The 22,155-nt window shown below is 31.3% G+C and carries 19 protein-coding genes; 5 read left to right on the top strand and 14 right to left on the bottom strand.

All coding sequences use genetic code 11. From position 1 onward, the window contains the following. Window positions 1-55: 55 nt before the first annotated feature. Window positions 56-208 (bottom strand): hypothetical protein, encoded by a 153-nt coding sequence (locus tag JOP69_RS18275; protein ID WP_203394723.1) that lies wholly within the window; start codon window positions 206-208, stop codon window positions 56-58. A gap of 369 nt (window positions 209-577) precedes the next feature. Between JOP69_RS18275 and JOP69_RS18270 the strand changes: the two genes are divergently transcribed. Both JOP69_RS18270 and JOP69_RS18265 read left to right on the top strand, forming a co-directional pair. Further along, entirely contained in the window at window positions 578-856 is a 279-nt protein-coding gene (locus JOP69_RS18270; RefSeq protein ID WP_203394724.1) for a hypothetical protein, read from the top strand. A gap of 63 nt (window positions 857-919) precedes the next feature. Then, the gene (locus tag JOP69_RS18265; protein WP_203394725.1) at window positions 920-1,324 is read left to right on the top strand and encodes a hypothetical protein; all 405 of its coding nucleotides are present in this window, start codon (window positions 920-922) and stop codon (window positions 1,322-1,324) included. Between the two features lie 162 nt (window positions 1,325-1,486). Here the strand turns inward: JOP69_RS18265 and ettA are convergent, their stop codons facing one another. The 5 genes from ettA to JOP69_RS18240 form a co-directional block, all read right to left on the bottom strand. Further along, a complete protein-coding gene (gene ettA / locus JOP69_RS18260) occupies window positions 1,487-3,178 on the bottom strand; it encodes an energy-dependent translational throttle protein EttA (protein WP_203394726.1) in 1,692 nt (563 codons plus the stop codon). Window positions 3,179-3,271: 93 nt separating this feature from the next. After that, on the bottom strand, window positions 3,272-3,454 hold the full coding sequence (locus JOP69_RS18255) for a CAL67264 family membrane protein (protein ID WP_158838407.1): 183 nt from the start codon (window positions 3,452-3,454) through the stop codon (window positions 3,272-3,274). Between the two features lie 118 nt (window positions 3,455-3,572). Continuing rightward, window positions 3,573-4,565, bottom strand: a complete 993-nt coding sequence (lpxD, locus tag JOP69_RS18250; RefSeq protein ID WP_203394727.1) for a UDP-3-O-(3-hydroxymyristoyl)glucosamine N-acyltransferase — start codon at window positions 4,563-4,565, stop codon at window positions 3,573-3,575. Window positions 4,566-4,648: 83 nt separating this feature from the next. Further along, window positions 4,649-5,236, bottom strand: a complete 588-nt coding sequence (locus JOP69_RS18245; RefSeq protein WP_203394728.1) for a hypothetical protein — start codon at window positions 5,234-5,236, stop codon at window positions 4,649-4,651. A gap of 97 nt (window positions 5,237-5,333) precedes the next feature. Beyond that, complete coding sequence (locus JOP69_RS18240; RefSeq protein WP_368378391.1) at window positions 5,334-7,361, bottom strand: FAD-dependent oxidoreductase; 2,028 nt, start codon at window positions 7,359-7,361, stop codon at window positions 5,334-5,336. Between the two features lie 748 nt (window positions 7,362-8,109). Here JOP69_RS18240 and JOP69_RS18235 point away from each other — a divergent pair. Further along, complete coding sequence (locus JOP69_RS18235) at window positions 8,110-9,504, top strand: T9SS type A sorting domain-containing protein (protein ID WP_203394730.1); 1,395 nt, start codon at window positions 8,110-8,112, stop codon at window positions 9,502-9,504. Window positions 9,505-9,591: 87 nt separating this feature from the next. Here the strand turns inward: JOP69_RS18235 and JOP69_RS18230 are convergent, their stop codons facing one another. Further along, window positions 9,592-10,410, bottom strand: a complete 819-nt coding sequence (locus JOP69_RS18230) for an SMP-30/gluconolactonase/LRE family protein (RefSeq protein WP_203394731.1) — start codon at window positions 10,408-10,410, stop codon at window positions 9,592-9,594. A gap of 23 nt (window positions 10,411-10,433) precedes the next feature. Beyond that, the gene (locus JOP69_RS18225) at window positions 10,434-11,183 is read right to left on the bottom strand and encodes an SDR family NAD(P)-dependent oxidoreductase (protein ID WP_203394732.1); all 750 of its coding nucleotides are present in this window, start codon (window positions 11,181-11,183) and stop codon (window positions 10,434-10,436) included. A 368-nt stretch (window positions 11,184-11,551) separates the two neighbouring features. On the opposite strand from JOP69_RS18225, the gene dgoD reads away from it, so the two are divergent. After that, complete coding sequence (dgoD, locus tag JOP69_RS18220; RefSeq protein ID WP_203394733.1) at window positions 11,552-12,709, top strand: galactonate dehydratase; 1,158 nt, start codon at window positions 11,552-11,554, stop codon at window positions 12,707-12,709. Between the two features lie 492 nt (window positions 12,710-13,201). After that, window positions 13,202-14,398: an IS256 family transposase gene (locus JOP69_RS18215; protein WP_215602623.1), complete on the top strand. Its 1,197-nt coding sequence runs from the start codon at window positions 13,202-13,204 to the stop codon at window positions 14,396-14,398. A 112-nt stretch (window positions 14,399-14,510) separates the two neighbouring features. On the opposite strand, the gene JOP69_RS18210 is transcribed toward JOP69_RS18215, so the two are convergent. The 6 genes from JOP69_RS18210 to JOP69_RS18185 all read right to left on the bottom strand — a co-directional run bounded on the left by JOP69_RS18210 (window position 14,511) and on the right by JOP69_RS18185 (window position 22,134). Then, window positions 14,511-15,275, bottom strand: coding sequence for an HpcH/HpaI aldolase/citrate lyase family protein (locus tag JOP69_RS18210; RefSeq protein WP_203393455.1), 765 nt, complete (start codon window positions 15,273-15,275; stop codon window positions 14,511-14,513). A gap of 3 nt (window positions 15,276-15,278) precedes the next feature. Then, window positions 15,279-16,733, bottom strand: coding sequence for an NAD-dependent succinate-semialdehyde dehydrogenase (locus JOP69_RS18205; protein ID WP_203393456.1), 1,455 nt, complete (start codon window positions 16,731-16,733; stop codon window positions 15,279-15,281). Between the two features lie 26 nt (window positions 16,734-16,759). Continuing rightward, window positions 16,760-17,914: a mandelate racemase/muconate lactonizing enzyme family protein gene (locus JOP69_RS18200; protein ID WP_203393457.1), complete on the bottom strand. Its 1,155-nt coding sequence runs from the start codon at window positions 17,912-17,914 to the stop codon at window positions 16,760-16,762. Window positions 17,915-18,137: 223 nt separating this feature from the next. Then, the gene (locus JOP69_RS18195; protein ID WP_203393458.1) at window positions 18,138-18,539 is read right to left on the bottom strand and encodes a hypothetical protein; all 402 of its coding nucleotides are present in this window, start codon (window positions 18,537-18,539) and stop codon (window positions 18,138-18,140) included. An 18-nt stretch (window positions 18,540-18,557) separates the two neighbouring features. Next, entirely contained in the window at window positions 18,558-20,339 is a 1,782-nt protein-coding gene (locus JOP69_RS18190; RefSeq protein ID WP_203393459.1) for a SwmB domain-containing protein, read from the bottom strand. Window positions 20,340-20,349: 10 nt separating this feature from the next. Next, window positions 20,350-22,134: a RagB/SusD family nutrient uptake outer membrane protein gene (locus JOP69_RS18185; RefSeq protein ID WP_203393460.1), complete on the bottom strand. Its 1,785-nt coding sequence runs from the start codon at window positions 22,132-22,134 to the stop codon at window positions 20,350-20,352. Between the last annotated feature and the right edge of the window lie 21 nt (window positions 22,135-22,155).

Below are 22,155 nucleotides of genomic sequence, written 5' to 3'. Positions count from 1 at the left end.
ATTCTATACTTTTTTAATTATAAAATAGGAATTTAATTAACGAATTTCCCTCATTTTATTCTCCTGCAGGTAGTTGATCTTCTTCACCTCCTGTGGCAGAAACCTCTACCTTTAAAGGTTGCTTTTCTATGTTTTCATCTAAATCTGTACAAGATGTAAATACACTGTTTGCAAATATTATTACAACTACTAAAAACACTTTTTTCATGTTACTTTCTTTTAAAAATTAAACAATAGTGTTGCTCTCCGAATTTTTAGAGTTCGGCTTATTTGTTATTCACAACACATTAAAATTTAAAAGAGTCGCGCGCCTCTTTAGCGGGAAGTTGTAGCATGAAATAGCGTTATAATTTTGTTTTCCCAATCAAAAAAACACCACTATGTCATTCTTATTTTTAGTAATAATTTTCTTTCATCTTTAAAAAAACTATTACTACTGCAAATATCTGAAGTGTTTTAAAGCTTGTTATAACCAAGGTTTAGATAATTTATAACCAGTCCAAAATTGTCCATTTTTAGACAGTTTTAATCATATTCTGTCTAAAATGTCTATTTTTGGACAACCAAATAACCAACGATGATTAAAGCTCTTGTGACTGAATTTTTCAATGAAATTGAAAAAAAAGAACTAAAGAAAAATAAAAATGCACAGGCCACTTTTTGGGTAGAAGAACTACAAGAGGTTGGTTCTAATGATAAAAATTATATCAGTGTAAGAAAAGCTACACGATTATATAATAAGTACATTGAAGAAAGAGAGCAGGTAATTGTTAAAGAGCCAAATAAATACATTTTAGACTTTATGGCTCAGTATTTAGGTTGGACAGACTTTGAAACATATCAATCTAAAAAATAATCACCAACTGAGATTACTGAAGAAAATGGAAATATTATTTCTAAAGTCATTAAAAAGGAATCAGTGCTAAAAAAACACAAGAAAAAAATTATTGGAAGTTCTATTTTAATCCTTTTTCCTGTATTATTTATTTTTAATAAGTACAATACAAACAATACTGAAATGTGTATTATGTGGAATGAAACTCATTTTGAAAAGAGTAATTGCAGACTAAAAAACACCATAGATAATTCTTTTTATAATATCAATATCGAAAATTTTAAAAAAATTAAAGTCACCAATAAAACGCCGTTTTTTAAAAATGGAAAGCCATTAATTTGGTATGGAAAATCATCCAACAGAAAAATGGAGTATTTTACACAAAGAGGTATTCATCCAGAGACTTTGAAAGAATTAGATCCTATTACAAAATATATTATCGATAAATATGTTCTCACTGAAAAAAGTAATAAAACGATTACAAACTAGAAAGAGGGCGTCTAAAAAGCAATAAACCTTGTCATACTGAACTTGTTTCAGCATCTCAACACAATGATAATCAAGTACTATTAGAACCTAAAAAAAATTAGGTTGACAAAAAAAAGCAGCTAATAAAATTAGCTGCTTTATGTAAAATATAATTTCGAAAAATTATCGAATTAACTTTCTATATTTAATTCGTTTTGGCATTAAATCTCCACCTAAACGTTTCTTTTTGTTTTCTTCATATTCAGAGAAACCACCTTCAAAGAAATAGACTTCACTATTCCCTTCAAAAGCTAAAATATGTGTACAAACTCTATCTAAAAACCATCTATCGTGACTAATAACTACACCACAACCAGCAAAATTTTCTAGACCTTCTTCTAATGCTCTTAGTGTATTTACATCCAAGTCGTTTGTTGGCTCATCTAACAGTAAAACGTTTCCTTCTTCTTTTAAAGTCATAGCTAAATGCAAACGGTTACGCTCTCCACCAGAAAGCGCACTTACTTTTTTATTTTGCTCACTACCAGAAAAATTAAAACGACTTAAATAAGCACGAGAATTTACTTGCTTACCTCCCATCATTACTAAATCTTGACCGTCAGAAAAGTTTTCCCAAATTGTTTTTTCTGGGTCGATGTCTGAATGTGCTTGATCTACATAAGCTATTTTAGCAGTTTCACCTACATTAAAGCTTCCTGCATCCGGAGTTTCTTCTCCCATTATCATTTTAAAAATAGTAGTCTTACCTGCTCCATTGGGACCAATAATACCTACAATTCCTGCTTGCGGAAGATTAAACTCTAAATTATCATATAACAACTTATCTCCAAATGCTTTAGAAACACCTGTTGCTTCAATAACATTGGTTCCTAAACGTGGTCCATTAGGAATGTAGATTTCTAATTTTTCGTCCGTTTGTTTTTGGTCTTGACTCATTAATTTGTCATAATTTTTCAAACGTGCTTTTTGCTTTGTTTGACGACCTTTTGCTCCTTGACGAACCCAATCTAATTCTCGTTCTAATGTTTTTTGATGTTTAGAAGCAGTTTTGCTCTCTTGTGCCATTCGCTTAGATTTTTGATCTAACCACTCAGCATAATTTCCTTTCCAAGGAATTCCTTCTCCTCTATCTAATTCAAGAATCCAACCAGCAACATTATCTAAGAAATATCTATCGTGCGTTACCGCAATTACAGTTCCTTTATATTGTGCTAAATGGTGCTCTAACCAGTGTACAGATTCAGCATCCAAGTGGTTGGTAGGCTCATCTAATAACAAAATTTCTGGTTCTTGTAATAACAATCTACATAAGGCAACACGTCTTTTTTCACCACCAGAAAGTACTCCAATTTTCTTATCAGAATCTGGAGTTCTTAACGCATCCATTGCTATTTCTAATTTGGTATCTAACTCCCAAGCATTTGCTGCATCAATTTTATCTTGCAAAACTGCTTGTTGTGCCATTAGTTTATCCATCTTATCTGCATCAGAATAGACTTCTTCTAAACCAAACATGTCGTTTATTTTATTGTATTCATCTAAAATTGCAACCGTTTCTGCAACTCCTTCTTTTACAACTTCTAAAACTGTTTTCTCTGGATCTAATTGTGGCTCTTGCTCTAAGTACCCAACCTTATAACCTGGTGCAAAAGTAACTTCACCTTGAAAATTCTTTTCTACACCTGCAATAATTTTTAATAAAGTTGATTTTCCTGATCCATTTAAACCTAGAATACCAATTTTTGCTCCATAGAAGAAGCTTAAATAAATATCTTTTAAAACTTGTTTACCTGTTGATTTATAAGTTTTAGACAACTTATTCATCGAAAAGATTACTTTCTTATCGTCGCTCATTTGTATAATATATTAAAAAATTGAAAATTAAAGGTTTTTAGGCAATTGCCTAAAAACTAAAACTACTATTGTAAACTAAGACTGTTTACTTTTTTATACTCTTCCTTTTAAGGCATTAAAAACCCATGCAATACAAAAGAAACCAATACCTACAGTGGCAAAACCCCATCCTGCTACATCCTCGTATCTATAAGCTCCCATTAAAATTAGAATAATCCCCATCAATAGCATTAACATGGTTGCCCATCCTAATACCGTATTTTTATTCATTCCCATAATTCGTAATTCATTAGTTTGATTGGCAAATATCGGTATTTATTTGATATTGCCCAATTAAAGGCTTTAGTAAAAACCTTTAAAATTAGTAAGTAATAAAGTAATTCCTAATAAAGACTTAGTTTCTTCCAAGTTTACGCACTGCTACCCATTGTTTCATTTTTTCTCTAGAATCACATGCAGGATAACCAACAACTGATTTACCAGCAGGAACATCTGCAATAACACCAGAACCAGCACCTACTTTTGCGCCAGAATGTATGGTAACATGATCTTTTATAGAAGCACTTCCACCAATAATTACACCATCTCCTAAAGTTACAGAGCCCGCTAAACCACTGTGTCCTGCCATGATACAACATCTTCCTAAAATAGAATTATGACCTATTTGAACTAAGTTATCAATCTTACAACCATCACCTAAAATAGTAGAACTAAATTTACCACGATCTACACAAGAGTTCGCACCAATTTCTACTGCGTTTCCAATTACAACATTTCCAATATGTATAATTTTCACCAAACCTCTACCATCCGGACTTGGTCTATAACCAAAGCCGTCTGCTCCAATACTCACATTTATATGAAAAATACAATGACTACCTATTTTACTGCGCTCTCTTATAACGGTTCCAGACCAAATTACAGTCTCGTTGCCAATTGTGGTATCATCAAAAATTGAAACATTAGGATAAATGGTTACATTATCTCCCAATACTACATTTTTACCAACATAAGAATTGGCTCCTATTTTACAACCTTTTCCTAATTTTACCGTTTTATCTATCACCGCCGTTGGATGAATATCTGTTTCAAAATAAGGAGATTCTGGTTCAAAAGCTTCTAATAAAATGGCCATTGCCAAATCTGGACTCTTCACTTTTATAAATGCTTTTCCTTCTTCTGGTTGTATTTTTATTCCTTCATACACAATAGCAATACTGGCGTTTGAGTTTTCCCACAAACGTGCATATTTAGAATTCCCTATAAAAGTAACATTCCCTTTTATAGCATTCTCTATTTGCTCTGGAGCGTGAATACTATCTTTACAATTTCCAATTTGTTCACCTTTTACAAGTGATGTTATTTCTTCAACAGAGAATGATTTCATAGATAATTTTAAATTTTTTCTAAATGTACTATAATAATTGTTAAAACAAGAAAATCCTATGATAACATAGGATTTTTTTAAACTTATTGTCTGCTCATTCCGCCACTTCTGCTTGGTCTAGAACCTTCATTATTATTTTGTGGTTTTTTAGGTTGTAGGCTTTCAACTTTTTTCTTTTGATATTTTAACCACTTCTTATTTTGTTTTTCTGATAAAAGACCTTCTAAAATTTCATTGAGTTCTTTTTCATGTTCATGAACATTCTCTTTAATAGGTCCAGTGACTTCTCTTACCTTTTCTCTTATGTTTTTACTACTTTCACTATCTCTTTCTTTAGACATTGCGTTCATTAAAAGATCTAAGTCTGTAAATTTGGTAGCATTTAAGAATAAAATTTCTTTTACTTTAAAATTATAATTTCTTAATGCTTTGGTTACTGAATATTTTTTGTCATCACCTTTAATCTTAACTTTCTTTATCACCTCATCAACATCATAATAAAAAATACCCGCAATTTCTTTTGCACTCAGTTTTTTAACCTCTTTTGTTTGATTCAATTCTGGGCTTTGTCCTTGTCCCTGTCCTGATGCTCCTCCTCTTCTTCCTCCTGAATGTTGAGCACTAAATTGAACACTTACTAACAACATCGCAACTAATAATAGATTTTTCATAAATAATATTTCATAATTATTATAATTATTATAATTATATGCAAATATTGAAAAAAACTTGTTTTAATCGATCTACTCAATCTACTTTAACATTTATTTAAAGGTTTGCTGCTAATACTGCTCCTTGATTGATAGCTCTCTTTGCATCTAATTCACTTGCAAAATCTGCGCCTCCAATAACATGTACCTTTTTACCCGCATCTAATAAAGGTTGATATAATTCTTTAAAAGGAACTTGCCCCGCACAAATAACAATGTTGTCTACTTTTAAAATTTTTGCTTCTTCATTCTGAACATAATGCAAACCTTCGTCATCTATTTTGGTGTAGGAAACCTCACCAATAAATTGGACTTTCTTTTTCTTTAACGTAGATCTATGAATCCAACCGGTGGTTTTACCTAGATTCCCACCAAATTTCCCTTTGCTTCTTTTAAACATAAAGACTTCTCTTGGTGACGGCTCAAATTCTGGTTTCACTTCTTCAATTCCTGCTCTAGCTTCTAAACTTTTATCTATTCCCCATTCTTTTAACCAAGCATCAATATTTAAGGATGTAGCTTCTCCTTCATGAGTTAAATATTCCGAAACGTCAAAACCAATTCCACCTGCTCCAATTACGGCAACACGTTTTCCTACTGGTTTTTTCAATTTCAAAACATCAATATAACTTAATACTTTTGAGTGATTGATGCCTTCTATTTTTAATTCTCTCGGTTTAATTCCCGTAGCAATCACAATTTCATCAAAATCTGACTCTTTTAAGCCTTCTACAGAAACCCTGGTATTTAAAACTACCGTTACATTATGGAGTTCTATTTGTTTGTTAAAATAACGCAACGTTTCATAAAACTCCTCTTTTCCCGGAATTTGTTTTGCTATATTAAACTGCCCACCAATTTCTTTGTCTGCATCAAATAAAGTAACGACATGCCCTCTTTGTGCCGCAATTGTAGCCGCTGCTAATCCTGCAGGACCTGCACCTACAACAGCAATTTTCTTTTTGAATACAGTTTCATAATAATTCAATTTTGTTTCATGACAGGCTCTAGGATTTACCAAACAACTTGCTACTTTCTGTTGAAATACATGATCTAAACAAGCCTGATTACAACCAATACACGTATTTATTTCATCACTTTTATCTACTTCTGCCTTATTTACCCATTCTGGATCAGCTAAAAAAGGACGTGCCATAGAAATCATATCTGCATCTCCTTCTGCCAATATTTTTTCTGCCGTTTCTGGCATATTTATTCGGTTAGAAGTGATTAAAGGAATCGTTAATTCTTCTTTCATTTTTTTAGTAACCCACGTAAATGCGGCTCTAGGCACTGAGGTTGCAATGGTTGGTATTCTAGCTTCATGCCAACCAATACCTGTATTAATAATGGTTGCTCCTGATTTTTCTATCTCTTTTCCTAATAGTACCACTTCTTCCCAAGAACTTCCGTTTTCTACCAAATCTAACATTGATAATCTGTAGATAATAATAAACTCTTTACCAACAGCTTCTCTTGTTTGTTTTACCAATTCAATTGGCAAACGCATTCTATTTTCATAATCTCCTCCATAATTATCAGTTCTTTTATTAGTTTTTTTTACAATAAATTGATTAATTAAATACCCTTCCGACCCCATAATTTCAACACCATCATAACCTGCAACTTTTGCTAGTTTTGCTGAGTTTACAAAATCTCTAATGGTTCTATTAATTCCCGATTGTGTTAATTTAAAAGGTTTAAATGGTGTTATTGGTGATTTTATTTTTGATGGAGCAACACTAAAAGGATGATAACCATAACGGCCTGCATGTAATATTTGCATACAAATCTTTCCTCCTTCTTTATGAACAGCTGCTGTTATTTTCTGATGTTCTTTCGCATGCTTTTTAGTTGACATTCTTGCAGAAAAAGGCGCTGTCCAACCTTGTATGTTGGGTGCTATTCCTCCTGTAACAATTAATCCAACTCCGCCTTTTGCTCTTTCTGCATAATACGCCGCAATTCTTTCTACACCATTTTTTTCTTCTTCTAAACCGGTATGCATAGAACCCATTAGAATTCTATTTTTTAAAGTTGTGAATCCTAAATCTAATGGTTCAAAAATGTGCTTATATTTCATAATCTTGGAATTAAATTTACTATGCATGCATAATACTTTGCAAGATATGTTTATTTTTTGAAAAGAAAAAGCCAAAGAATTTGATTCTTATTGCATACATCCTTCTAACTTTCCTTTATCCTGTTAATTTAAAAAAAGTTATAGCCTTATTTATCTTTATATCCACCTCCCAATACAAATTTATCCACGGATCTAATACAGGTTATGCAAATATTCCAACTACTTTTCATCGCTTCTCTAATTTTTAGAAATAAACAAACGGGCTGTTTTTTATGGTGAAACTAAAACGAACTGCATCATAACTAGCGTAATGACTTTTAGTACTTGTACTCATTTAAAAAATGATAAAAAGACATTCTCTAACACCTAGCTTTACCTTATAAAAAAGTGTCTTTGAGATTTAAAATTTCTAGTGAGAACAAATATTACAAGTACGTGAAAAATAATTTCTTATTCGAGATTTATTTATGACCTCTTTTCACACATTTAAAACCATCTTTATATTTTAAATCTGTCAAAGATTTCTTGCAACCTTCCTCTGTTTTAAATCCATCAGTAAACTCTAGAAGCTTTTTACCTTTAAATATATTAGATAAAAAAAGATAATTAAAAGAAAATAAACATTTTACGCTCTATTTTAGGTAAACTAGTGTAGTTAAAAGGTAATATTGAGTAAGAACTAACCTAGCATATAATTTAATTTTATAATCATAATTAACAAATATTATAATATATATATAAATCTTTTATTATGAAAAAAAATTACTTTAAAATTTTATTGATGTTTGTTGTGCTTTTTACATCAATCAAAATAACTGCACAGCAAGGACCTACACTTTACCAATTTACAGCCGATGCTCAATCTTGGGTTAAAGGTTATGGTCCAGGAATCGTAGGTTGGGATAATGGTACCTCTACACCTGCTTCTGACGGAGCATTAACTCTAGACAGAACAGAAGCTGGTGTAACGAATAACAATGCTAATATTAGAAGAGGACAAGGTGGAGATGATACTTTTATTGTTTTAGATGCAGATGTTTACAACTACATTAAAGTAAGGGTATTTAACCAAACAGAGGCGATAAATATTCAAGTTCAAGGTGAGTCTAGAGCTGCAGGAACTACAGATACTCCTGCTAAATTTGATGCTCAAAATAATAATGGTGTCTTAATAGCAAAAGAAGCGGGTGGTTTTCAAACAGCTTACTTAGATATATCTGCACTAACAGGTGAAATTACCACGTTAGATTTATTATTTAGAGCTGGTAGTGCTTTAACAGATCCAACAGGAGCTAAATTATATATTGATGAAATCGAGTTTTTAACTGATGTACCTGTATCTACCTATTCAGAATTTATTAAAAACCCTAGTTTCGATGATGCTGTAGGTGGTTATACCTTTAAAGGTAATACAGGTCAATTAGGTAGAGAATTATCATATGATTACGCAAAAGATGGAGATAGAAGTTTTAAAAGTACTTTTGCTAAAAATCAAGATGCTCAATTTTGGTATTTTAATAATTTTTCTCAGCCTTATGCTGCAGGCGTTATAACCGATGGAAAACAAGCCAAAGTAAAAATGTGGGTAAGATCTACTAGAACAACACCTATAAGTATTTCAGTAAGATTAAAAACTACCAATGCTGCTGGAGGAAATTCTCAGTTATCTGGTGGTGGTTGGCCAACTGCATCTGCAAGTACTAGTGGAACAGCAGATACTTGGGAAGAATTAACTTTTACAATTCCTCTTCCTCAAGACCATACAGATCCAGCTTCAGAAATACGTAATATAGAAATGTGGCTAGGTTATATAAATAACGAAGAAAATGTAGCTTTAAACGGTGTAGCTGGAGACGTTGTTTACTTTGACCAAATGACTGCTGTTATAGAAGATGCTGCAACAGCAGGTGTGAGTTCTCAACAATTAGAAAATGTAAACATGTATCCAAACCCTGTAGAAAATAAATTATTTATTAATTCTAAAGAAACGCTTAATAAAGTTGAAATATTTAACTTATTAGGTAAAAAAGTACTTTCTACAACAAATACAAAATCTATTGATGTTTCTTCTTTAAGCAAGTCTGTTTATTTAGTTAAAATATCTTCAGACAAAGGAATTTCTACAAAGAAATTAGTTAAAAACTAAATATCCCCCCAATTACATACTTTAAAAAGGCTAACAATTTAAAATTGTTAGCCTTTTTTTTTATATTTATTCTCTACTTAACTTTATTTAAAAAGAATTTAATTTAACAAAATACAATCCACCTCCCAAAACATCTTCTTTTTCTTCTTCTTTGGCAGTAGATATATACAAGTTATTATCATTATCAAAACAACACGATGTAACGTTTGTACAAGGTAATTTTACTTCTTCTAATCTTTCTCCGTTTAAAGGATTCCATTTAGAGATACATGCTCCTCCCCATTCGGCAATCCATAACATTCCGTTTTTATCAATACACATTCCGTCAGGAAAACTATCCTCTTTTAATTCTATTACAAAAGACATAAAATCTACTTCTCCAGTTTCTATATCATAAGAGTATTTTGCAACCTTCTTTGTTGGTGTATCAATAAAGTACAAAAACTTATTATCTGTAGAAAAAGCTAAACCATTAGAAATAGTAGTGTTTTTTATAATGGTTTTAGATTCTCCTTTATAATAAGAATAAACATTTCCTACACCTTCTTTTACTTCTGGATATCCCATTGTACCAATGATAATTCTACCAATTGGATCAGAAATTCCATCGTTATATCTAACAAGTTTGTCAATATCAATTTGAAAAGCAAATTCCTTTTCTATTGTATTAAAGTCTACTTTAAAAAATCCGTCTTTAGACGAAACTAAAATTACTTTTTTTTCTATAAAATAAATACAACTTACAGGTGAATCTAGTTTCATGCTCAGAATCTCTTTAGTTGCCGGGTTATAGCAATAAACCAAACAATCTAAAATGGAAACAAAGTATAATAAATTATTTCCTTTATCAAAAACAGGACCTTCTAAAAGTTCTGAATTAGAGTGAAAAATTAAAGATGAAATCATAAAATATTTTTTTGTTTTATTTGTTATATATATTCTCCTGCTGTTATTCTTATCTTAGATCCGGTTGTCATCGCAGAATCATCAGAAATAAGATACATTACTGCAGGTACAGGATCCTTAGGAGTTAACATACGCCCCATAGGAAGTATAGCTGCTGCTTTATTTTTTAATTCTTCAGCACTTATTCCTTCTTCTTTTCTTAACTCTAACTCTCCTTCTGTATGTGTCCAACCCATTACTACATAATTAGATCGAATTCCAAATCCTGCATAATGACGTGCAATATGTCTAGAAAGAGTATAAAGCGTCCCTTTAGTAAGAGCATAAGCTGTTCTATCAATTTGACCATAATCCATATGAGCAGAACCAAAAAAGACAATAGAACCACCAGTACCTTGTTCTTTCATTACTTTTATAACATGTTTTATTAAAAAATAAGGAGCTTTAAGATTCACATTAAAAACGCTATCATAAACATCCTCTTCTGTATCGGTTAATGAAGCCACAGGTGTAATTCCAGAATATATAACCAAAGCATCAATACTACCAAATTTCTTTTTTGTTTGAATAACAAAGTTCTCAAGTTCATCTATAGAATTTAAATCAATTCTATGAAAATAGAGTTTATCTTCAGCCTTTAAAGATTTGATAATTTCTTTAGCTTCTTCTTCTTTGCGGCTACAAAAGGCAACATTATAACCTTTATCTAAAGATGCTTTTAGAATCTCTTTACCAACTCCTCTATTCCCACCAACAATCATTACTGTTTTCATAAATAAATATAATTTTATATTTGTTGCGTAAAACTCTAAATATTCTATTTAGAAAAAGTCTTTAAGAGTCATTTATATGTTATTCTCAGTAAAACTATTTTTAACAACCACATCAAATCACATCATAAAACATTGATTTTTAATGTTTAAAAAAACAGAAATTAATAAATACAGTAAACATTTAGATTAAAGCAATAAAAGTTTTCATTTACTTACAGATACAAAAATAGAACCCTTAAGAACTTCTTTTTACCTTTGATATATGACCTTTGTTGTCTTGGATTATTTTAGAAAAAAAAATATTAGCCTAATGTAAACACTAACAAAATTTGAAAGTGTTACATCTTAATAACTTAAAAATAGAATTTATGAACGATTTAAAAATTGTTAAAATAGAATTATTTAAAGTGCCACCACGTTGGTTATTTCTTAAAATAACTACCCAATCTGGTATTATTGGTTGGGGAGAACCTGTTATAGAAGGTAAGGCCGATTCTGTTGCTGCATGCGTAAAAGAATTAGAAAAATTTTTAATTGGTAAAGACGCAAGTAAAATAGAGGATATATGGCAAATTCTATATAGAGGTGGATTCTATAGAGGAGGTGCAATCTTAATGAGTGCTATTTCTGGTATAGACCAAGCTTTATGGGATATAAAAGGAAAACACTTAGGTGTACCAGTGCACGAACTTTTAGGAGGTGCTGTTCGTGATAAAATGAAAATGTATTGTTGGATCGGTGGAGACAATCCGGATGTTGTATTAGAACAAGCACATCAAAAAGTAAAAGATGGCTTTAAAGCCGTAAAAATGAATGCTACTGGGGCAATGGAATGGGTATCTTCTATGAAGGATGTTAAAAAAGTAGCTCATAACATTAAACTTTTAAGAGAAGAATTCGGATATGATTTAGATATCGGTTTAGATTTTCATGGTAGAGTTCACAAACCAATGGTAAAACGATTGATAGACGAATTGGCTCCTTATGAACCATTGTTTATTGAAGAACCTGTATTAACAGAAAACAATGATGCCTTAAAGCATATATACGGATATACAAGTATTCCTATTGCTACTGGAGAACGTATGTTTTCTAGATGGGATTTTAAAGAAATATTACACCAAGGTGTTGTAGATATTATTCAACCAGATTTAAGTCATGCAGGTGGTATTTCTGAAGTAAGACGAATTGCTACTATGGCAGAAGCTTATGATATTACTTTAGCCCCTCACTGTCCGCTTGGACCTGTAGCCTTAGCATCTTGTTTACATGTAGATTTTGTGTCTTCTAACGCAATTATTCAAGAAAGCAGTATTGGTATACATTATAATAAAGGATATGACATCTTAGATTATATGTCTAATCCAGAAGTATTTGATGTAAAAGATGGTTATATCGATTTACTTAAAAAACCAGGTTTAGGAGTAGATATTGATGAAGATAAATTACGTGAAGCTCAAAAAATAGGACATGATTGGTCTAACCCTATTTGGAGACATGAAGACGGAAGTTTTGCTGAATGGTAAACCGTTAATGATTTAACTTTCTTTTTTAAGAAAGAATTTTATAAAATGAGTAAAATGCATTGCTAAGAATAATCTTAGTGTTGTGTTTTACTCATTTTTTTTTTGAGAAACGTTCTATTGACTTTTACATTTATCCAAATGAATTTTATGATGTCGCTAAAACAATTAAAAACCCAAATGTTTTCCTGAGCTTGTCGAAGGAGAAATAAAGTCTTCGACAAGCACGGAAAGACATGTCTTTTTTAAAATTAGAAAAGTCAAAAACTAAAAAAGTATTTTAAAGCAACTTAAAATAGTTAGATGAATATAAAAAAATAATTATGTAAAATATTCAATTCTATCAGTGAGATAAAAAAAAATTAAACAAAAAAAAACCTTTTAGATAACTCTAAAAGGTTTTTTTGGCACTGTCTCATAAAGTGTGTAAGTTTTAAAATCTCAGGTTAATTAATTAACTGAGATTTTTTTATTAATTTTAAATTTTACATACTTATGAAACCAGAAGACATTTTAAACGAAGATTTTTTAAAGCAATTTAAAAGCGGATCAGAACTTACTAATTTTTTAGAACAGCTTCATAAACGAGGCATAGAAAAGATCCTTGAGGGAGAATTAGATGCTCACCTAGATTATGATCGACATCAAAAAAGTAAATCAACTAATCTTCGAAATGGGTATACCAAAAAGAAACTAAAAACAACTTTAGGGGAGACAGAAATAAACGTTCCAAGAGACCGTGAAAGTTCTTTTAACCCAATGATTGTTAAAAAAAGAGAAAGTACTACAGAAGGTATAGAAAACATTATAATTTCCCTTTATGCAAAAGGGATGAGCAATAGTGATATAGAAGAACAAATACGAGAACTTTACGATTTTAACATCTCCACAAGTACTATATCAAGAATTACCGATAGTATCACCAATGATATTATAGCTTGGAAGAATAGACCTTTAGAAGCAACATATCTTATCGTTTGGATGGATGGAATCGTTTTTAAAGTTAGAGAAAACTCTAAAGTCATCAACAAAACCATTTACATTGCTGTAGGTTTGAGAACCGATGGTAAAAAAGAAGTACTTGGTTTATGGTTAGGGAAGAATGAATCTTCTGCTTTTTGGATGAGTGTTTTAACAGATATTAGAGCTAGAGGAACACAAGATATCTTAATCACAGCAACCGACAATTTAAACGGATTTACAGATACAATTAAAACTGTTTTCCCTAATTCTGTTACTCAAATATGTGTAGTGCATCAGATTAGAAACTCTTGTCGTTACGTTGTTTGGAAAGACAAAAAAGAGTTTACCAGAGACATGAAACAAATCTATACTGCACCTACAAAAGAAGCTGCAAAGGCATCCTTAAAAGATTTTAAAGATAAATGGGATTCTAAATATTCTTATGCGATTAAAAGTTGGGAAAATAACTGGGATGAACTTACCGTTTTCTTTGATTTCCCTATAGAAATAAGAACTATAATTTATACCACAAATCTTATAGAAAATCTCAACGGGAAAATTAGAAAATATACTAAAAACAAACTCTCGTTCCCAACCGATGAAGCTGTCATGAAATCTGTTTTTTTAGCACTGAGAGAAAGTACTAAAAAGTGGACAATGCCAATTAGAAATTGGGGAATTATACTTAATCAATTTTTAGCTATATTTGAAAACAGGATTAAACTATAAATAATTTAACCCTGAGTTTTTCAACTTACACAGATTTTAGGATAGTGTCGTTTTTTTACTAAATATTATTTTTAACAATAACTATCGTTTCATAAAAAGATACGTTTTACTGTTATCCTTTTAATTGTTTTGTAATATCTTTAAAAGTATTCATTACTAAACCAACATCTACAGCATAAGAAATATATTGTACACCTATTTCTTTCCACATTTTTGCTTTTTCTGGAGTCTCTGTAAAAGTACCTACAAACTTACCGTACTTTTTAGCAGTTTCTACAGCACCTTTCATAGCATCTACTACTTTAGGGTTATTAACATCACCAGGAACTCCACAAGATTGAGATAAATCATAAGGACCTAAAAAGATCACATCAATACCATCTACTTGTACAATTTCTTCTAGGTTATTAATACCTTCCATTCCTTCGATATGGATAATTGTTGTAATGTTATCATTTGCTTTTCCAAAATGATCTGCACCGCTAATATTTGTATATTCTGCAGCTCTTACATAACGACACATCCCTCTTTCTCCTTTCGGATAAAACTTAGTAGATTTCACTAATCTATCAGCGTCTGCTTTTGTGCATATTTGAGGTACTTGAATACATTTTGCGCCAATATCTAAAGTTCTTAAAATTAAAGTTTCAGAATTTTCCGTAACTCTAACCACAGGTGTAATTCCTCTAGCTTCGGCTGCTCTAATCATATTCTGAGCAGATTCTATACTATAAGGACCATGTTCCATATCTATGATCACAAAATCGAAACCACTTAAAGCCGCAATTTCTACAATTGCTGGATCTTGTATTTTACAGAAGGGACCATATAAAGTTTCTCCTTCTTTTAAACTGTTTTGTAATAAATTTTTCGCCATAATTTATAATGCTGATGTAATACGTTTTTTAACTAAATAATCATCTAATGCAAGGTGAGAACAATCGTGACCTATTCCACTATTCTTAAATCCTCCGTGTGGCAAATATATGGCATATTTTACACCATTTATATGAATTTCTCCAAATTCTAAGTCTTCTGTAAATCTTTCTATTCTTTTGTTATTATTTGTAAAAATATAAGACGCTAAACCAAATTCTGTATCGTTTGCTAATTCTAAAACTTCATCGTCAGTATCAAAAGACATAATACCTGCAACAGGCCCAAAAGTCTCTTCTCTAAACAATTTCATCTCAGTTGTAATACCAGAAACTACGGTTGGTTGCATCCAATATCCACCTTTAGGTAAATCTTCAGGAATTTTACCTCCATATTCTAAAGTTGCTCCTTTACTAACAGCATCTTCAACTAATTCAAACATTCTATCTCTAGCATCACTAGAAGCCAATGGCCCCATAAAAACACCTTCGTTTTCTTTAACTCCAAAACCAATTTTTAATTCTGATGCTCTTTTTACGTATTCTTTTAAGAATTTATCATAAATATTTTTATGAACAAATATTCTGTTGGCAGCTACACAAATTTGACCTGTATTATGGAACCTTAAGATAATTGCTAAGTTTAAAGCTGTTTCTATATCTGCATCTTCAAAAACAATGAAAGGAGCATTTCCTCCTAATTCCATTCCTAATTTTTTGATAGATGTTGTACTATCTGCAATAATTCTTTGACCCGTTTGTGTAGAACCAATCATGGTAATTACAGCTGGTATTGTACTTGTAGTCATTGGTGTTGCCACCTCTCTACTAGAACCTGCTAAAATTGTAACCACTCCTGCAGGGAAATTAATGCTTTCTAAAATTTCACCAACCATATATGCAGATAAAGGCGATAATGTTGATGGTTTAATGATTAAGGAGCATCCAGAAGCTAATGCTGGCCCAATTTTATACCCAACATTTAATAATGGAAAATTCCATGCTAAGTATGCTAAAGCAACACCTGCTGGTTTAGAAATCATTTTATGAGTGTGCGTTCCTTCATAATCTGGAATTTGCTCTTCTCTTAAATTTTTCATTGCATTAGGATACCATTCTAATGCTTCTGTAAGTCTATCAATATCTTCTTCAGAACCTGCATAGGTTTTCCCCATTTCATGCACCATGGCATCTCTAAGTTCATCCGATTTTTCTAAAATTGCATCACGCAATTTTAGCATCCAAACTGTTCTTTCTGATAAAGATAATTTAGACCAATATTTAAATCCTTTTTGTGAAGATATCAATGCTTTTTCTGCATCTGCTTTACCCGCTTTTGCAACTTGAGCAATTACCTCTCCTGTTGCAGGACAAATAACATCTTCTCTTTCTCCACTTTCTGCATCAACTAATTTACCGTCGATGTATAACTTTTTATATCCGAAGTTTCTAGTCTTCATATGCTTGTTTATTTATTTTATATTTTTTAAACTTCTATTTCATTGGTCGTAGAACTGATACAATACTTACGTAACATATCTTCATCTACGTCAATACCTAAGCCTGGTCTATTTGGTACTTCTAACATACCATCTTTCATTTCTAATTTTGGAAATGTTAAGTTATCTCTAAGTCCGTTTTCTGTTTGATCAAACTCCATTAGGTAATTTGCTTGATACATTCTACCAGGAATCGCCTCTAAGTTCGCTATAAAATGCAAACCAACATGTAAACCAATAGAAGTTCCCCAAGTATGAGGTATTAAATCGATACCATTTGTACTTGCTAAGGCAGCAATTCTTTTTGCTTCTGTTAAACCTCCACTTGCACAAATATCTGGTTGTAGAATATCTACAGATTTATTTTTGATCAATTCATTAAATCCAAACCGTAAATACTCACATTCTCCACCAGAAATAGGAATCGTAGTTTTTTCTCTTAACTCGCTATATTGTTCATAAAACTCAGGTGAGATAGGTTCTTCAAACCATTTGATATCGTATTTCTCTATTTTTTTTGATAACTCTACAGCTTCTCTAAAAGTATACGCATGATTAGAATCTACCATTAAATCTATATCCGGTCCAATAGTTTCTCTAATAAGTTTTACGTTAGCAACATCTTCTTTAATACCTAAACCTACTTTCATTTTCATGGCTTTAAAACCTTGAGAAACGTATAATTTAGCTTCTTCTACAAAACCATCAGAAAAATTATTGTGATTTGTAAAGTATAAACCTGTTGCATAGGGTTGAATTTTTTTTCTATGAGCACCACCTAATAAAGTTGAAACTGGTAATCCTAAAATTTTTCCTTTTAAATCCCAAATAGCAATATCTATAGCACTAACTGAAGCCATATAGACACCTCTTCTAGAGAAATCTAAAGTCTTTCGGTACATTTTGTTCCAAATTACTTCATTTTCTAAAGGATTTTCTCCAAGAACAGTTGGTTCTAATAATTTTATACCTGCTTCTACCATTGTAGCAGGACCATAAGCTTCTCCCCAACCGTGTTGACCGTTAGATGCTGTTACTTTAACAATACAGATACAACGCTCTGCATATTCCCATTGTGAAAAGAAAAAACTTTTAGATAAAGTATCTTTAAGAACGAACGCTTCTATTTTTTCTATTGTCATTGTTTAGTTATTTAGTTGACTATTTAGCAATTGTAAATTACAAGACTGTAACCATGCTAAAGTATAAAAGTAATTCTTAAGTTGTTTTTTACCGTCTCCATTTTTATCTAAAACAAATCATATATTACCTTTTTAATTATGAAGTAAAAATTAATTAAACTCCTTAAAACAAAAAAGAGGCTACACCTAGATGCAACCTCTTTTTTAGTATTGAATTAGAGTGTTAATTATAAACTTCTTCTTCAGAAACTTTTACATTAAAAATGGTAGTTCCATCTACAGTTAAGGTTCCATCTCCTGTTGTTTTATCAGCAGATAAAACATAATTTATAGTTGTTTCATCATCTAACTTATTTACAGTTACTTCATAATTTGTATCTGTTGAAGCATCTGTAAAACCAGTTGATGCATAACTTTCTAGATTTACACTTGAAGAATATTCTACTATTACACTTTTCTCTTTATAAATATTAATTTTAAAAGCTGCATTGGTTCCAGTAATATCTGAAATAGTATATACAGGTGTCAAAGCAATAGTAGATTCTTCAAAATTACTTTCTTCATCACATGAAACAAATGCAATAACAATTGCAAATACCGCTATATATTTTATTATATTTTTCATTATTTTTTCTAATTTAAATTATGGTCTATCTTCTAACTTAATAAGCGTTAACTCATCTAAATACATTAGCTGTTCTGCTGTAGTAATTCCAACATTATCTTCTGCTAAAACTCTTAGTGTAGTTCTTCTTTCTTTATCGCTACTTGTTAAATCTACTGGAATAACAGCTGGCGCATCTGCAAAAACACGCACCCATTTACCTTTTGCGATACTTGATATATCAAAATGTAAATAATCTAAAACAGGATTACCAAATTCCATTCTAAAAGTAGTTAAAGTTGTACCTGGCTCTACATAAACCCAATAAGATACTTGATAAGATCCTGCTGGCATTCCATCTGGGCCATCTGCTAAACCAAAACCAAATAGGTTTACCAATGGTATTGCAACATTAGGTAGCTTATATCTCATACTAGCGCCACCTGCATAAGACTTATCTGTGCTACGTGCCCAAATTTCTTCTCCAGCACCAAACTGACCATTTCCGTTTGCTCCAGGTATAAAAAACTTACCTGTTGCAAAGGCATTATTTATACCACCTCCTTCTGGCTCAAAACTTCCCCAAGAATTAGCTGGTAAAATGTTATTATCAAAATGCATTTGTACTTTTTGATTTGCAAAAGGAGCAAGCTTTCTTTCGTCTGCAGAAAGAATAGTTGATCCATTATATGAAACAGTAATTACATCCGAATTATAAATTGGAGCAGATAATATTAACTCAATAAAAGTAGCATTACCATCTTTTACTCTTGCAGATTGTACAGCAATATCTTGATCAAACCCTTTTGCTGCATTTTTTACATTTACTGTAAAATTAGATTCTTCACCAGAAAATGCTTTTAACTCTCCAGTAACTCTAAACTGTATTACCTCATTTTCATTTTCTGTTAAGGCATTGTCAAAAACAAAAGGTTGTGAAGATTGTATTACTTTTACCTTTAATGGAATAATTTTTTCTACAGAAGCAACTGGTGCATTATCTACAACACCATTTACAGTTTGTACTTGTCTTAAAGATCTTATAGTACCTGCATTATAGGTACCTAATTTGTAAAACTTAACCTCTTGAGATAATTGCGCTAAGGTACCTGATTGATTAGGTACTCCGTCTGGAATTAACCACGTTACTCTATTAGGTCTACCAGTAGTAGATTTATCTACAAAAGTTAACCCTGTTGCCGCTTCTACTTCTATAACTGGCCAAGTACTTTCATCTTTAATATCAGGAATATCTGTTTCTGTAACATTTAATACTTCTGCACCGTCTTTTAAAACTGAAAAAGCAGGTAAAATATTTCCATATACGTCAAACAAGAATTCGACATCCATTACATGTTCATCTCCTTCTGTTGATGAATTTACAACAACATATGCTGCTCTATCCTCCGAAACATTAGGAGTTACTTTTTCAGCAAATTTATTTCTTAATCTAATTTTAGTTAGACCACTTTTACCAAATAAAACATGTGCTTTACTTGCTGAACTAGATAAACTAACACTTTCATTAATAAACTTTGATAAAGTGTCGCTTGAAGTAAATCCTTCTTTTAAGAAGTTATCTCCTTCTTCTAAAATCCATTCGTGACTAGTTGTTCCTTGAGATAAATCGAAGAAAGAAATATAGGTATCTACATTTACTTTAAACTTTGCATCTATATTAGGTCTGTTTGGATCTAAACCAATAAGCCATGAAACATCAGATAAATCATCTGGTGCCGTATAACCTTTATAAGAATCTTCTTCACAACTTAGTAAAGCCAGTAAACTGAAGAAAAGTATATATTTTTTTATGTTTTTCATGATATATATTTTAATTTATGTTTGGGTTTGAGTTAACCTCTGCAAAAGGAATAGGATACGTACCATTTTTAGCTTCATCATAATTTAAATATGGTGTATCATATTCATAATCTACAGCAGTAGAATTTACTGTTGGTAATTCGTTTACTAATGAAGGAAAATTACCTCTTGTAACCGTTTGGTTATTACTTCTTTTTGTATACGTATAATCTACACCATAGTATACTTCATTAGACAATTCTTTTAATCTGTCTTTAAAACCATAATTATCAGATTTTTTCCATCTCTGGAAATCTAAAAATCGAATATCATGCCCTTCTGCTCCCATTTCTAGAGGCTTTTCAACTCTCATTAAACGCTGCATTAGTTCATCTGCCGTATATTCTGGATCTGATTGGTCTTTATCATAAGTACGAGTGGTATCTCCGTTTGGTCTTCCTAAAAGTACCAATCCCCATCTTTTTCTTATCTGATTTATTAATTTTATAGCTCCATCTACATCTCCTGTTTTAATTTTACATTCTGCTTGCATCAACAAAACATCTGCCAATCTATTAAGCGTAATGTTTTTAGTAGAATATGCTTGTCCTCCAGGAATTAGACTTTCACTAGATACAATATCACTATTGGTATATTTTTTCCACCAACCGAAACCCCAATTGGTTCCTCCAAATCTACCGTATTCACTGGTAGTTCCTGTTAAATAATACGTTGTTTCATTATCATCAACAACCGCCATCATAGAAGAGTTTCTTAATGGTACGCTTCTTAAACTAACTAAAGATGTGTTAGGGTCCGTATAATAGTTTCTAGAATCTAAAGGATCCATAGGTTCTGATTTATACGCATTAACAATCCAAGCTGGACCAACTGCAGAACGCGTTTGTGCTGTACGAACATTTACCCAGTTTGTACCAGAATCTCCATCCCAAGGAGCTAAGTCTAATCTTGCATTTTCTTCAGAAAAATTAATTTCTAAAATTGATTCGCTATTAAACTCACCAGCGGTTGTAAACATTTTTGTTAAATCTGTTTCTAAAGAATATCCATGATTATTAATTACATCATCAAAATAAACCATTGCTTTACTGTAGTCTAATTCGTATAAATAACTGGTTCCTAAAATTGTTGCAGCTGCACCAGAAGTTACTTTTGCCAAATCATTATCTGGGTATTCTCCTCTTTTATACAAGTTTGCATACGCATATTCTAAATCTTCTCTAACAAAACTAATTACATCTGAAGCTGGAGATAATGCTTTTGAAAAATCTTCATTTGTAGCAGGAACTGCATCTCTTATTATAATACTTCCATTATTAAAAGTAGTGTATAAATAAAAGTGAAATAATCCTCTAAAGAAACGAGCTTGCGCCATTTGAGAAGTCCATTCAGCTTGATCTGTTGCTGTCTCTTTTATATTATTTAAAGCTTCAATTACTTGGTTTGCTCTAAAAATACCCAAATAAGTATCTTGCCATTTATTTAAAATTGCCAAAGTACTTCCATTATATAAGTGTAAGTAGAAATCTTCTGTATTGTTTGGATTTGGGCGACCATAACCAGGATATCCCATATCTGAACGTAACATTTCTTCAAACTTATTTAAAATAGCTGGTTTATGTAATGTTTGATAAACAGCACTTAACCCTGTTTTTGTTTCCGCTAAGTTTCTCCAATAACTATCTGTAGAGATTAAGTTTGGATTCTTTTCTTCTAAGAATTCATCTGAATTACATGAGGTTAAAATACCTAAGGTAAAAATGAATATGAAATATTTAAAAATTAATTGTTTCATCACAAATAAATTTATATTAAA

This window comes from Polaribacter sp. Q13, assembly GCF_016858305.2.
In the GTDB taxonomy this organism is placed as follows: domain Bacteria; phylum Bacteroidota; class Bacteroidia; order Flavobacteriales; family Flavobacteriaceae; genus Polaribacter.
This window is presented reverse-complemented; position numbering and strand designations above follow the sequence as displayed.

Bases quoted from the DNA above. Each gene is read 5' to 3' on its own strand.
- JOP69_RS18275 (WP_203394723.1), bottom strand. From the start codon at position 208: ATGAAAAAAGTGTTTTTAGTAGTTGTAATAATATTTGCAAACAGTGTA.
- JOP69_RS18270 (WP_203394724.1), top strand. From the start codon at position 578: ATGATTAAAGCTCTTGTGACTGAATTTTTCAATGAAATTGAAAAAAAA.
- ettA (WP_203394726.1), bottom strand. From the start codon at position 3,178: ATGAGCGACGATAAGAAAGTAATCTTTTCGATGAATAAGTTGTCTAAA.
- JOP69_RS18255 (WP_158838407.1), bottom strand. From the start codon at position 3,454: ATGGGAATGAATAAAAATACGGTATTAGGATGGGCAACCATGTTAATG.
- lpxD (WP_203394727.1), bottom strand. From the start codon at position 4,565: ATGAAATCATTCTCTGTTGAAGAAATAACATCACTTGTAAAAGGTGAA.
- JOP69_RS18245 (WP_203394728.1), bottom strand. From the start codon at position 5,236: ATGAAAAATCTATTATTAGTTGCGATGTTGTTAGTAAGTGTTCAATTT.
- JOP69_RS18235 (WP_203394730.1), top strand. From the start codon at position 8,110: ATGAAAAAAAATTACTTTAAAATTTTATTGATGTTTGTTGTGCTTTTT.
- JOP69_RS18230 (WP_203394731.1), bottom strand. From the start codon at position 10,410: ATGATTTCATCTTTAATTTTTCACTCTAATTCAGAACTTTTAGAAGGT.
- JOP69_RS18225 (WP_203394732.1), bottom strand. From the start codon at position 11,183: ATGAAAACAGTAATGATTGTTGGTGGGAATAGAGGAGTTGGTAAAGAG.
- dgoD (WP_203394733.1), top strand. From the start codon at position 11,552: ATGAACGATTTAAAAATTGTTAAAATAGAATTATTTAAAGTGCCACCA.
- JOP69_RS18215 (WP_215602623.1), top strand. From the start codon at position 13,202: ATGAAACCAGAAGACATTTTAAACGAAGATTTTTTAAAGCAATTTAAA.
- JOP69_RS18210 (WP_203393455.1), bottom strand. From the start codon at position 15,275: ATGGCGAAAAATTTATTACAAAACAGTTTAAAAGAAGGAGAAACTTTA.
- JOP69_RS18205 (WP_203393456.1), bottom strand. From the start codon at position 16,733: ATGAAGACTAGAAACTTCGGATATAAAAAGTTATACATCGACGGTAAA.
- JOP69_RS18200 (WP_203393457.1), bottom strand. From the start codon at position 17,914: ATGACAATAGAAAAAATAGAAGCGTTCGTTCTTAAAGATACTTTATCT.
- JOP69_RS18195 (WP_203393458.1), bottom strand. From the start codon at position 18,539: ATGAAAAATATAATAAAATATATAGCGGTATTTGCAATTGTTATTGCA.
- JOP69_RS18190 (WP_203393459.1), bottom strand. From the start codon at position 20,339: ATGAAAAACATAAAAAAATATATACTTTTCTTCAGTTTACTGGCTTTA.
- JOP69_RS18185 (WP_203393460.1), bottom strand. From the start codon at position 22,134: ATGAAACAATTAATTTTTAAATATTTCATATTCATTTTTACCTTAGGT.